Annotated in this window: 7 protein-coding genes; 4 read left to right on the top strand and 3 right to left on the bottom strand. The window is 69.4% G+C overall.

What is annotated here, in order from left to right; genetic code table 11:
* The first annotated feature begins 53 nt into the window (after positions 1-53).
* Positions 54-1,295, top strand: coding sequence for an MFS transporter (locus J2X98_RS18810; RefSeq protein WP_307311210.1), 1,242 nt, complete (start codon positions 54-56; stop codon positions 1,293-1,295).
* A gap of 9 nt (positions 1,296-1,304) precedes the next feature.
* On the opposite strand, the gene ftsY is transcribed toward J2X98_RS18810, so the two are convergent.
* Positions 1,305-2,507, bottom strand: a complete 1,203-nt coding sequence (ftsY, locus tag J2X98_RS18805; protein ID WP_141941921.1) for a signal recognition particle-docking protein FtsY — start codon at positions 2,505-2,507, stop codon at positions 1,305-1,307.
* 118 nt (positions 2,508-2,625) lie between these two features.
* Positions 2,626-6,213, bottom strand: a complete 3,588-nt coding sequence (smc, locus tag J2X98_RS18800; RefSeq protein WP_307311206.1) for a chromosome segregation protein SMC — start codon at positions 6,211-6,213, stop codon at positions 2,626-2,628.
* A gap of 228 nt (positions 6,214-6,441) precedes the next feature.
* Here smc and J2X98_RS18795 point away from each other — a divergent pair, with 228 nt between their 5' ends.
* Genes J2X98_RS18795 through J2X98_RS18785 form a run of 3 tightly spaced genes read left to right on the top strand, consistent with a single transcriptional unit; the run spans position 6,442 to position 11,098 of the window.
* Complete coding sequence (locus tag J2X98_RS18795; RefSeq protein WP_141941925.1) at positions 6,442-7,464, top strand: 3-oxoacyl-ACP synthase III; 1,023 nt, start codon at positions 6,442-6,444, stop codon at positions 7,462-7,464.
* Positions 7,458-10,130 (top strand): alpha/beta fold hydrolase, encoded by a 2,673-nt coding sequence (locus J2X98_RS18790; protein WP_307311201.1) that lies wholly within the window; start codon positions 7,458-7,460, stop codon positions 10,128-10,130. Before J2X98_RS18795 ends, J2X98_RS18790 begins: the two co-directional genes overlap by 7 nt.
* Positions 10,127-11,098, top strand: coding sequence for an NAD-dependent epimerase/dehydratase family protein (locus J2X98_RS18785; RefSeq protein ID WP_141941930.1), 972 nt, complete (start codon positions 10,127-10,129; stop codon positions 11,096-11,098). Before J2X98_RS18790 ends, J2X98_RS18785 begins: the two co-directional genes overlap by 4 nt.
* Before the next feature lie 48 nt (positions 11,099-11,146).
* Here the strand turns inward: J2X98_RS18785 and mutM are convergent, their stop codons facing one another.
* Positions 11,147-12,115 (bottom strand): bifunctional DNA-formamidopyrimidine glycosylase/DNA-(apurinic or apyrimidinic site) lyase, encoded by a 969-nt coding sequence (mutM, locus tag J2X98_RS18780; RefSeq protein ID WP_141941932.1) that lies wholly within the window; start codon positions 12,113-12,115, stop codon positions 11,147-11,149.
* Positions 12,116-12,120 lie beyond the last annotated feature (5 nt).

Below are 12,120 nucleotides of genomic sequence, written 5' to 3'. Positions count from 1 at the left end.
TTTCCGCACCCGCCCGGCCACCCGGCTCCCACTCCAGCAAGGACTCCTGCACCATGACGGCACCACCCCGCTCAAGCGGCGCCACTTCGAGGTTTTTGGGCCGGCTGAGGCCGCAGAGGGAGAAACTTCCCAGGGACATCAAGGTGATGCTGGCCGCGGCGTTCCTCATTGCGCTTGGATTCGGGCTTGTTGCGCCGGTATTGCCGCAGTTCGCAACAACCTTTGGGGTGGGCAACACCGAGGCCGCGGTCATCGTGGCGATCTTCGCGTTCATGCGCCTGGCGTTTGCTCCGGCCGGCGGCGCCCTGATCGGAAAGCGCGGCGAACGGCCGGTCTACGTTGCCGGGCTCCTGATCGTGGCATTGTCCACGGCAGCGTGCGCCTTTGCCCAGGATTACTGGCAGCTGCTGTTGTTCCGGGGCCTGGGCGGGGCGGGGTCAGTGATGTTCACGGTGGCCTCGATGGCCCTGGTGATAAGGCTGGCCCCGCCCCAGAGCAGGGGCAGGGTCTCCGGGGCCTACGCGTCGGCGTTCCTGATCGGGAACGTGTGCGGGCCGATAGTGGGCGGTTTGCTGGCAGGGCTCGGCCTGCGGGTACCGTTCCTCGCCTACGCAGCCGCGCTGCTCGTTGCCGCCTTCGTGGTGCAGACCCAGCTCAGCCACCAGCGAAGGGATCAGGGCGAGACTCAGCTGCGGGCGCCTGACATGCGGTTCGGTGACGCCCTGACCGCCGGGACGTACCGGTCGGCCCTGGCCTCCAGCTTCGCCAACGGGTGGGCCACCTTTGGCGTGCGGATGGCAACGGTGCCACTGTTCGCAGCGGCCGCCTTCGGAGCAGGCCCGCAGGCGGCAGGACTGGCGTTGGCAGTCTTCGCTGCGGGCAACGCCGCCGCACTGACTTTCTCGGGGCGCCTGGCGGACTCCCTGGGGCGAAAGCCCATGATGATTTCGGGACTGCTGGTGGCGGCCCTGGCAACCGCCGGGATCGGGCTTACCTCCGACCTGCCCTGGTTCCTTGGGGCGTCGACGCTCGCCGGCGTCGGGTCGGGACTGTTCGGTCCCGCCCAGCAGGCTGCCGTGGCCGATGTCATTGGCAACGGCCGCTCCGGCGGCAAGGTCCTGGCCGTCTACCAGATGATGTCCGACGTCGGCGCTATCGTGGGGCCGGTGGTGGCAGGCCTGCTGGCGGACCGGCTGGGCTTCGGCTGGGCTTTCGGGGTGACCGGCGCCATCCTGCTCCTGGCCGCCCTCGGATGGCTGCCCACCCGCGAGTCGCTCCGCAGGGCAGGCAGCTAGCCCAACAGCTCAGTTCAGCAGGGCGTCAACAAAGCCTTCGGTGTCGAACGGAGCCAGGTCGTCCGCGCCTTCGCCCAGTCCGATGAGCTTGACGGGCACGCCCAAGGTCTTCTGGATGGCGACGACGATGCCGCCCTTGGCGGTTCCGTCCAGCTTGGTCAGGACAATGCCGGTGATGTTGACCACCTCGGAGAAGACCCTCGCCTGGTTCAGGCCGTTCTGGCCGGTGGTGGCATCCAGCACCAGCAGGACCTCGTCCACCTCGGCCAGCTTCTCCACGACGCGCTTGACCTTGCCAAGTTCGTCCATGAGGCCCACCTTGTTCTGCAGGCGCCCGGCGGTGTCGATCATGACCACATCGACTTCCTGCTCGATGCCGGCTTTTACGGCTTCATAGGCAACCGAGGCGGGGTCGGCGCCGTCGATGTCCGACTTCACGGTGGGGACCCCCACGCGCTGGCCCCACGTGGCCAGCTGCTCGGCGGCAGCGGCGCGGAAGGTGTCCGCGGCGCCCAGCAGCACGTCCTTGTCCTCGGCCACGAGCACGCGGGCCAGCTTGCCCACGGTGGTGGTCTTGCCCACCCCGTTCACTCCCACCACCATCATCACGGCGGGCTTGTCGGCATGCCGCTGCACGTTGAGGCTGCGGTCCATGGTGGGGTCCACGAGCTTGATGAGTTCTTCGCGCAGCATGGCCTTGACGTGTTCGGGGGTCCGGGTTCCCAGCACCTTGACCCGCTCCCGGAGGGCGTCCACCAGCTGCATGGTGGGTTCGGTACCCAGGTCGGCGAGCAGGAGCGTTTCCTCCACCTCGTCCCAGACGCTCTCATCGATGCGGTCGCTGGAGAGCAGCGCCAGCAGGCCCTTTCCCATGATGTTGTTGGAGCGGACCAGGCGCTCCCGCAGCCGGGTAAGGCGCCCCGCGACGGGGAGCGGGGTTTCCACGGGGATGGTTTCCAGCCCCGCCGCAGTGTCCGGGACCGTGGTGTCCAGCCCTTCGAGGTCCACACCCTCCGGCGCCTTGCGTTCGATGGTCCCGTCGCGGTCCGCCACTGCCGTGCTGCCGCCGGAGCGGATCTCGGGGTCGTTGGCGTCCCGGGTTCCGGGGTAGCGGGTGATGTTCCTCCGTGTCTTGAGCAGGACCGGAATCAGGCCGCCGATGACCACCAGCGCAGCAAGAATGGACAGGACAATGGGAAGGATGTCATTCACTCCCCTAGCTTCTCACAAACGGTGCGCCCGGATCCGGCGGCCGGCACGCACCTGACCTGCCCGTTTGCGCCGCCTGCCGCCTGGGTACCGGCGCTGCCAGTGTCCCTGCAGGCCTCCGCTATACCTCGGCACCGAGGCGTTGGCTGATGACGGTTGAGACGCCGTCGCCGCGCATGGTGACGCCGTACAGCGCATCCGCCACTTCCATGGTCCGCTTCTGGTGGGTGATGACGATGAGCTGGCTGGATTCCCGGAGTTCCTCGAAGATGGTGATCAGGCGGCCGAGGTTGGTATCGTCCAGGGCAGCCTCCACCTCGTCCATGACGTAGAACGGCGACGGCCGCGCCTTGAAGATGGCCACCAGCAGCGCCACGGCCGTCAGGGACCGCTCACCGCCGGAGAGCAGGGACAGCCGTTTGATCTTCTTCCCGGCCGGACGTGCCTCCACCTCGATCCCGGTAGTCAGCATGTCATCGGGATCCGTCAGGACCAGGCGGCCCTCGCCGCCCGGGAAGAGCCGCTCGAAGACCCGCACGAACTGGGCCTGGGTGTCCTGGAACGCTTCGGCGAAGACGCGCTGGACCCGGTCGTCCACTTCCTTGATGATGTCCAGCAGATCGCGGCGGCTGGCCTTCAGGTCCTCAAGCTGGGTGCTGAGGAACTGGTGCCGCTCCTCCAGCGCCGCGAATTCCTCCAGCGCCAGGGGGTTCACCTTGCCCAGGCTGGCGAGGTCGCGCTCAGCCTTCCGCAGCCGTTTCTCCTGTTCCTGCCGGACGTAGGGTTTGCCGGCCCTGATCTCTTCGCCGTTGCCGTCCACAGGGGCGCGCAGGGCCGCCCACTTGTCGCCCGATTCCTCCGCGGGCACAGGGACCGGCACGTGGGGGCCGAATTCCGCCACCAATGCCTCCGGGGTGATGCCCAGTTCGTCCACGGACCGGGTTTCCACAGCTTCTATCCTGGCCCGCTGCTGCGCCCGCGCCAGCTCGTCCCGGTGAACGTTGTCTGTGAGGTCTGCCAGTTCCCGGGCCAGGGTTTCATTGGCGTCCCGGATGTCCCGCAGGGCACGGTCACGCAGTTCACGGGTCTCCTCGGCAAGGTCGCGTTCATGCCGGGCCAGGTCCACCGAGACGTCCACGTAGCGCAGCGCCAGGTCCACACCTGCGGACACGGCGGCCGCGCGTTTCGCCTGGACGCGGCGCCGCCGGGCGCGCTGTGCGGCTTCTTCCCGGGCACGGCGTTCCGTGGCGGCAGCACGTTCCAGGGAGGACACCCTGTTGCGGGTGGCCACCAGCTGTTCCTCGGCGCTGCGCAGGGACAGCCGCGCTTCCACTTCCGCCGCGCGGGCGGCTGATGCGGCCTGTGCCAGGGCGTCCCGCTGTTCGGTGGAAGGCTCCTCTTCAACGGGCGCTTCCTGGGCCGCGGCCAGCCGGGCGGTGATGGCGGCGAGCGCTTCTTCTTCGGCAGCAACATTGTCCCCGGCCCTGGCCAGGGAGGCCGCCAACCGGTCGCTTTCGCCCACGGCGCTGCGCAGCACCGAGTTCAGGTGGCCCAGGCGCTCTGCCACGGCGGCCAACCGGGCATCCGATTCGTGCAGCCGGTCCAGGGCCGCGTCCGCCTCCTCCTGCGCTCCGGCGCGGCGGGCCTCGGCGGCGGCCAGGGCAAACCTGTTCCGCTCCAGGTCCGCGGTGACCGCGGACAGGCCGCGGCCGGCGTCGTCCACTGCTGCCTGTACCTCAAGGAGTGACGGGGCCTTGGCCGAGCCGCCGGCAGCCGAGACGGCGGTGAAGACGTCACCCTCGCCGGTGACGGCCGTGATGCCCGGCAGCGATGCGACGAGCGCGGCCGCGGCGTCGATGCCGGTCACGACGGCGGTTCCGCTGAGCAGGTGCCGGACCAGGGCAAGGTGGCCGGCAGGTCCGTCCACCAGGTCGGCGGCCCACACCGCTCCGCCCGGCAACGCCACGTTGTCCTTGTCCTCCCCGTGCTTGGCGGCGGCGGAGGCGAGGAGCAGCGACGCCCTGCCGGCGTCGTCGTCCTTGAGCCGCTGGATTACTCCGGCCGCCGTGGCCCCATCCTGGACGAGGACTGCCTCGGACGCCTCGCCCAGGGCTGCGGCTACAGCTGCTTCGTACCCGCTCCGGACCGTGATCGCCGCTGCAAGGCTCCCCTGCACTCCCGCCAGCCCTGATTCCAGCACGTGCCGGGCGCCGTCCTTGCGGTCAAGGCCAAGCTTCAGGGCATCGAGCCGCGCCGCCAGGGCGTCCCGCTTGCGCACCCCCTCGTTGACAGCGGCCTTGAGATCCGCGATTTCCTGGAGCACCGCGTCCAAAACCCCGCTGGCGGCCTCATAGTCGGCGTCCAGGGACTCCTCTCCTTCCTCCACCCCGGCCACCTGGTTTTCCAGCTCGGTGAACTCCGCCTGGGCCCGGGCGCGGCGCTCGGTCCCCGCGGCAAGCGAGTCGCGGAGCCGCCCCAGTTCCGCCTGTGCCGACTCCACACGGGACCGGGCGGCAGCAACCTGTCCGGCCAGGCGGGCCAGGCCCTCCCTCCGGTCAGCCGCGGCGCGGAGCTGCGCCGTGAGCCGCTGGTCCTCGGCGCGGGCCGCCTCTTCCGCTTCCGCCTTAGCCGTGCTGGCCGCCTCCAGGGCACTTCGCCGTGCTTCGATGTCCTGTTCGAGTTCGGCCACCTCCTGCCGCACGCGCGCCGCCTGGCGCTCAAGCTGGTCGGGGTCGCGGCCGGAGGGCGGGGCGGCATCATCGGAGCCCAACAGGCGGCTGCGCTCGGTGGCAAGCGAGCCGAGCGACCGCAGCCGTTCACGTGCGGTGGACAGCCGGTACCAGGTGTCCCGGGCCGCATTCAACCGGGGCGTGGCCTCCGCTGCCAGTTGTTCCAGCCCGGCCTGCTGCCTGCGTCCGGCCTCAAGTTCCTGCTCGACAGCGGTGCGCCGGGCTTTCAGCGCGGCCTCATCCGCCACGTCCTGCTCCAGGGCGAGCTGCAGCTGGACGAGGTCGTCGGCCAGCAGGCGGGCACGCGCATCCCGGACGTCGAACTGCACCCGCTGGGCCCGGCGTGCCACCTCCGCCTGCTTGCCCAGGGGCGTGAGCTGGCGGCGGATCTCCCCGGTGAGGTCCGTGAGCCGCTGGAGGTTGGCCTGCATGGCCTCCAGCTTGCGGACCGTCCTTTCCTTGCGGCGCCGGTGCTTGAGGATCCCTGCCGCTTCCTCGATGAATCCGCGGCGGTCCTCCGGAGTGGCGTGGAGTACCCGGTCCAGCTGCCCCTGGCCGACGATGACGTGCATTTCCCGGCCGAGCCCGGAATCGGAGAGCAGTTCCTGGATATCCAGCAGCCGGCAGCCGGCACCATTGATGGCGTACTCGGACCCGCCAGTGCGGAACAGTGTCCGGGAAATGGTTACTTCGCTGTATTCGATGGGCAGTGCGCCGTCGGCGTTGTCTATGGTCAGGGAAACGTGGGCACGGCCCAGTGGGGGCCGCCCGGACGTTCCGGCAAAAATGACGTCCTCCATCTTGCCGCCGCGGAGGGTTTTCGCCCCCTGCTCGCCCATGACCCAGGCCAGGGCATCCACCACGTTGGACTTGCCGGACCCGTTGGGACCCACGACGGCGGTGACGCCGGGTTCGAAGTCGAACGTGGTGGCAGACGCAAAGGACTTGAACCCCCGGACGGTGAGGCTTTTGAGGTGCAAGGCTTTTCTGGTCTCCTGGAGCGGGTAGGGCAGATTGCTGGAAAAGGCTCACTACAATCTACTGCGCAGGACGGACATTTCCCCGCAGCAGCGCCCGGGAGCCGGCGCCCGCGCCACCGCGAATATGCAGGTTCCGGCGTGGCAAAGGCATAGTTAAGCTCTTGAGCCTGCGTTTATGTGGGTACAGTCACCGCATGAACGCGGGACGGAAACGAAGAGGGGCTTGAATTGGCAGGTAATGCAACCTTCCGCCACAGCAACACCGCGCTGCTCTCGGTCAGCAGCGTTGAAGCTCCCAGGATTGTGAGCTCCACCGACTTTGACCGCCGGCTGGCCTCAACCCTGAAGCGGTTGAAGTTCCCGCCACGGCTGCTGGAGCGCGTTGCGGGCATCACGCACCGCCGGTGGTGGGCTCCCGGAACATCCTTCGACGATGCTGCGGTGGAGGCCGGCGCAAAGGCGCTGGCGGAGGCTGGCATTGAAGCCTCGGAGGTCGGCCTGCTGATCAATACCTCGGTGACCCGGCGCAACCTGGAACCGTCCGTGGCGGTGAAGATCCACCATGGCCTTGGCCTGCCGTCGTCGGCCATGAACTTCGACCTTGCCAATGCCTGCCTCGGTTTCGTCAACGCCCTGACCCTGGCGGCGAACATGATTGATTCCGGGCAGATCAGGTACGCCGTTGTGGTCAACGGCGAGGACGCCCAGCTGACCCAGGAGGCCACGCTGGCCAGGCTTCAGCGGCCCGAAACCACCCGTGACGACTTCAACCGCGAATTTGCCACGCTGACGCTTGGCTCGGGAGCGGCAGCGGCCGTCCTGGGACCTGCGGACCAGCACCCGGGGGCGCACCGGGTGCTGGGCGGCGTGATGCGGGCCGGCACGGAGCACCACGAATTGTGCGTGGGCGGCATCGACGGCATGCACACGGACACGAAGGGTTTGCTCGACGGCGGCCTCCAGCTCGTGGTCGACGCCTGGCACGAGGCACAGCCCGAGTGGGACTGGGCGGCGATGGACCGTTACGTCACGCACCAGGTGAGCAACGCCTACACACAGGCCATCATCGACGCGATCGACCTGGATCCGGACAAGGTGCCCATCACCTTCCCGCACTGGGGCAACGTGGGTCCCGCATCCCTTCCCATGACGCTTGCCGCCGAGTCGCAGTCCCTGGGTGCCGGGGACCGCGTTTTGTGCATGGGCGTGGGTTCGGGCCTGAACACCGCCATGCTGGAAATCGTTTGGTGACCGTTGAGTGGCCGGGCGTCGACGCCCAGTGGTCGCGCGAAATCGATGTCCCCTCCACGTCAAGCGCTGATGCGCCGGGCACGGTACGCCGCTGGCACCTGCTGGACAACGGCGCAGAGCTTTCCGGCCGCGGCCTGGCTCCGAAGGGCACTCTGCTGTGTGTCCACGGCAACCCCACCTGGTCCTACCTGTGGCGGAGGCTGCTGGCGGCCGGCTGCGACCCCGCGCACCCGTGGCGCGTAGTGGCCGTGGACCAGCTCGACATGGGGTTCTCGGAACGCACGGGAACTTTCCGGCGCCTTGCCGACAGGATCAATGACCTGGGCGACCTCACCGCCGCGCTGGCACTGAAAGGTCCTGTGGTCTCAGTAGGCCACGACTGGGGCGGGGTGATCAGCCTCGGCTGGGCACTGGCGCACCAGGACCAGCTCGCGGGCGTGGTGCTGACCAACACTGCCGTCCACCAGCCGGCCGGCTCACCCATCCCGGCAGCACTGCGCCTGGCCCTGCATCCGGCCGTGCACCAATGGGGAACCACCACCACCGACGCTTTCCTGCGGGTGACGCATTCGCTTGCCAGCCCGCCGCTGCCCACGTCGGTGCGGAACGCCTTCATGGCCCCCTACCGTGGCGCATCCCGCCGCGCCGGGGTGGGAAACTTCGTGGCGGACATCCCCGTTGATGCCTCCCACCCGAGCTTCGCCGCGCTCAACAATGTGGCTGAAGGTGTTCGCCGGCTGGAGGTCCCGGCGCTGATGCTGTGGGGTCCCCGGGACCCAATCTTCTCCGACCGGTATCTGAAGGACCTCCTTGGCCGGCTCCCGCATGCGGACGTCCACCGCTACGAAGGCGCCGGACACCTGGTGGCCGAGGACCGGGACATCACACCTGCGGTTTTTGACTGGCTTGCCGCGCGCTTTGAGGCGGACGGGGACAGTGTTGCCAAAGCTGCCACTCCGGCTGGGCGCCCCGGTTCCGTTCCCCTCTGGGCGCCCCTGGCGGAACTCGCGGCAGGGCCCTCAGCAGGCGGACGCGCCGTCGTCGAAATGGCAGCGGACGGCAGTGTGGCCCGTTCACTCACCTGGAAGCAGTTGGAAGACAGCGTTGGGCATCTCGCCGCCGGCCTGCGGCAGGCGGGCGTTGGCCCGGGCAGCCGGGTGAGCCTGATGGTTCCGCCCGGAGTGGACCTCACGGTGGCCCTTTACGCGTGCCTGCGTCTGGGAGCCGTGGTGGTGGTTGCCGATGCCGGACTGGGCGTCAAGGGATTGAGCCGGGCGGTGAAGGGCGCCACCCCGGACGTGTTGATCGGGATCGACAGGGCCCTGGCGGCGGCCCGTGCCCTGGGGTGGGCCGCCAGGCGCGTCAGCGTACAGGACCTCCCGCCGGGGCGCCGCAAGCTCCTGGGGGTTGAAACCTCCCTCGCCGCACTGGCCAGGGCGGGAGCCGCCCGCCCCACTGTGGCTGCCGGGGACCCCCCGGCAGCCATCCCTGCCCCGGACTCGCCCGCCGCCGTGCTTTTTACCTCCGGATCCACCGGACCGGCCAAGGGCGTGCTGTACTCCCACCGGCAGCTTGCCGCCATGCGCGACACCGTGGCCGGAACGTTCGGAATCCGTCCCGGCCAGGGGCTGGTGGCTGGGTTCGCTCCGTTCGCCTTACTGGGGCCGGCCCTGGGAGCCGTGTCGGTGACGCCGGCCATGGACGTCACCGCGCCGCGAACCCTGACGGCACGCGCCCTCTCCGACGCCGTGGCGGCCATCGACGCCACGGTTGTCTTCGCGTCGCCGGCTGCCCTGCGGAACGTTGTTGCCACCCGCGGCGGCCTCACTGAGGAAGCCAGGGCAGCGCTCGGAAGGGTTGGCCTGCTCCTCTCCGCCGGGGCTCCAGTTCCGGAACCGCTCCTGGCGGAGGTCCAGGCACTCCTTCCGGCCGCGTCGCTGCACACCCCCTACGGGATGACCGAGGCGCTCGCTGTCACGGACATCACCTTCGAACAAATCCAGGTGGCTGCGGCAGACGCTGCTGACGGAACGACGCCGGGCGCCGGCAACGGCGTCTGCGTAGGGCGGCCCGTCCATGGCGCCCGCGTGGCAGTCATCCCCCTGGCGCCTGACGGCACCGCTCCCGGAAACACGGCGGTCACCACCGCCGGGACAACGGGCGAGATCCTGGTCAGTGCCCCGCATGTCAAGGAAGCCTACGACCGCCTCTGGCTGACCCAGCAGGTAAGCGCAGACCTGCCGGGCTGGCACCGGACTGGCGACGTGGGCCACCTGGACGCCCAGGGACGGCTGTGGGTGGAAGGCCGGCTGGCCCATGTCGTGACAGCCCCCGGCGGTGCGGTGACCCCAGTGGGCGCCGAACAGGCGCTGGAGCGCTTGGATGCGGTGCGGATGGCCGCCGTCGTGGGCGTCGGACCGGCCGGGACCCAGGCCGTGGCGGCCGTCCTCGAGACGGTCCCGCCGGCCCGCAAAGCAGGCCTTGCCGGAACGGCACTTGCCGGGCAGGTGCGGGAAGCGGCTCGGACTGCGGGCGTATCCGTGGCTGCGGTCCTGGTTGTCCCCGCGCAGCCTACCGATATCCGCCACAACGCCAAGATCGACAGGACCCGCGTGGCCCGCTGGGCTGCATCCGTGCTGGCCGGCGGCCGCCCGGGAACGCCATGAGGGTCCTCGTCACCGGAGCGAGCGGACTGCTGGGCAGGGCGGTTGCGGGACTCCTGGTGCACAGGGGCCATGCCGTGACCACCTTCCAGCGGCGTCCTTCAGGGGTCGACGGCGCCACGGACCAGTGCGGGTCACTCACCGACAATGCGGCGGTCGGCGTTGCCGTCAGGGGTGCTGAAGCAGTGGTCCACCTGGCAGCCAAAGTCTCCTTCACCGGCCGCGCCGACGAGTTTGACGAGGTGAACGTCGAGGGAACGCGGCGGCTGCTGCTGGCTGCGCGTGAAGCCGGGGTCGGCGACTTCGTTTTTGTGTCCTCCCCGTCTGTGGCCAATTCGGGCGCCGCCATCGCAGGACTGGGTGCCGGGCCGGCTGATCCGGTGCGTGCCCACGGTGATTACTCCCGCACCAAGGCGCAGGCAGAATTGCTCGCCTTGGCCGCGGATTCAGCGGGGTTCCGCGTCGCCGCCGTACGGCCCCACGTGGTGTGGGGCCCCGGGGACACCCAACTGGTGGAACGTGTACTGGCCCGCGCGGCCCGGAACCGGTTGCCCCTGCTGGACGGCGGCGCTGCGCTGATCGACACGACGTACGTGGACAACGCAGCCGCGGCGATTGTTGCGGCATTGGAGCGGATAGGGCACATCCATGGCCGGGCATTGGTGGTCAGCAACGGCGAGCCCCGCCCCGTAGGCGAACTGATTGCCGGCATCTGCGCTGCCGGCGGCGTGCCTGCGCCGTCCTGGTCCCTGCCCGGAGGGCTGGCGCGCGTGGCGGGTTCGGTGGTGGAAAGGGCGTGGCTCAGGCTTGGAAAGCGGGACGAGCCGCCCATGACCAAGTTCCTGGCCGAACAGCTGTCCACAGCCCATTGGTTCGACCAGCGCGCCACCAGGGAACTCCTGGACTGGACGCCGGCCGTATCACTCGATGAAGGACTGGAGCGGCTGGCGGAGTACTACGGCCCCCGTTGACCCTGCGCGGGTTCCTGCGTCCCTGCGGGGTGGGCCGGACGGCGGCCGCTACCAGCGGCCGTTGCGGGGCCGCGGCTGGCACACCGGACAGGTGTGCGATGAGCGGTTCATGAACTGTTCCCTGCGGATGATCGAGTGGATGCCGGCTGCGGCGCAGCGCTTGCAGGGTTCGCCTGTACGGCCGTACGCGTTGAGTGACCTGTCGAAGTAGCCCGAGGCCCCGTTGACGTTGACGTAGAGGGAATCGAAGCTGGTGCCGCCTGCATCCAGCGCGTCGAGCATGACATCCCGCGCGCTGTCGAGGACGCGCCGGGCCTCGCTCCGGCGGAGGGTGTCAGTGGGCCGGGCGTAGTGCAGCCGGGCGCGCCACAGGGCTTCGTCGGCGTAGATGTTGCCGATCCCGGACACCAGGCCCTGGTCCAGCAGCGCACGCTTGAGCCCGGTCCTGCGCTTTCGCAGGCGCTGGTAAAACAGGTCGAAAGAGAAGGCCGGGTCCAGGGGGTCGCGGGCAATATGCGCCGCTTCCTCCGCAATCAGCGGCAGGGGTGATTCTGCGAGGCCACCGGGGCCGCCGTCGTCCGTGGGGACCAGGCTGGTGACAAAAAGGCCACCGAAGATCCGCTGGTCCACGAACCGCAACTGCCCGGGCATGCCTTCGCGGTGGCTGAGCCGGAACCTGACCTTGAGGTGCTTCTCGTCGGGGACGGACGGGTCCTGCATCAGCAGCTGCCCGCTCATGCCCAGGTGCGCCATCAGTGCCGCCTTGGGCGCGGGGGCAGTGCCGGGATCCTCGGCCGCGGCCGCGGTGCTGTCCGCCAGGGGCATCCACAGGAATTTGCCGCGCCGAACGACGTCGGACACCACCGCACCCTCAAGGTTTCCGATGAAGTCGGCAGCTCCCAGCGCGTGCCGGCGGATGGAGCGTGGATCCAGCACCTCCACGGCATCGATGGTCCTGCCGCGGACCCAGTTCACCAGGCCACGGCGGACAACCTCCACCTCGGGCAGTTCAGGCACGGATG

Source organism: Pseudarthrobacter enclensis (assembly GCF_030811655.1).
Taxonomy (GTDB): domain Bacteria; phylum Actinomycetota; class Actinomycetes; order Actinomycetales; family Micrococcaceae; genus Arthrobacter; species Arthrobacter enclensis_A.
The sequence above is the reverse complement of the archived record's forward strand: the minus strand, read 5'-3'. Positions and strand labels throughout refer to the sequence as shown.

Bases quoted from the DNA above. Each gene is read 5' to 3' on its own strand.
- J2X98_RS18810 (WP_307311210.1), top strand. From the start codon at position 54: ATGACGGCACCACCCCGCTCAAGCGGCGCCACTTCGAGGTTTTTGGGC.
- J2X98_RS18785 (WP_141941930.1), top strand. From the start codon at position 10,127: ATGAGGGTCCTCGTCACCGGAGCGAGCGGACTGCTGGGCAGGGCGGTT.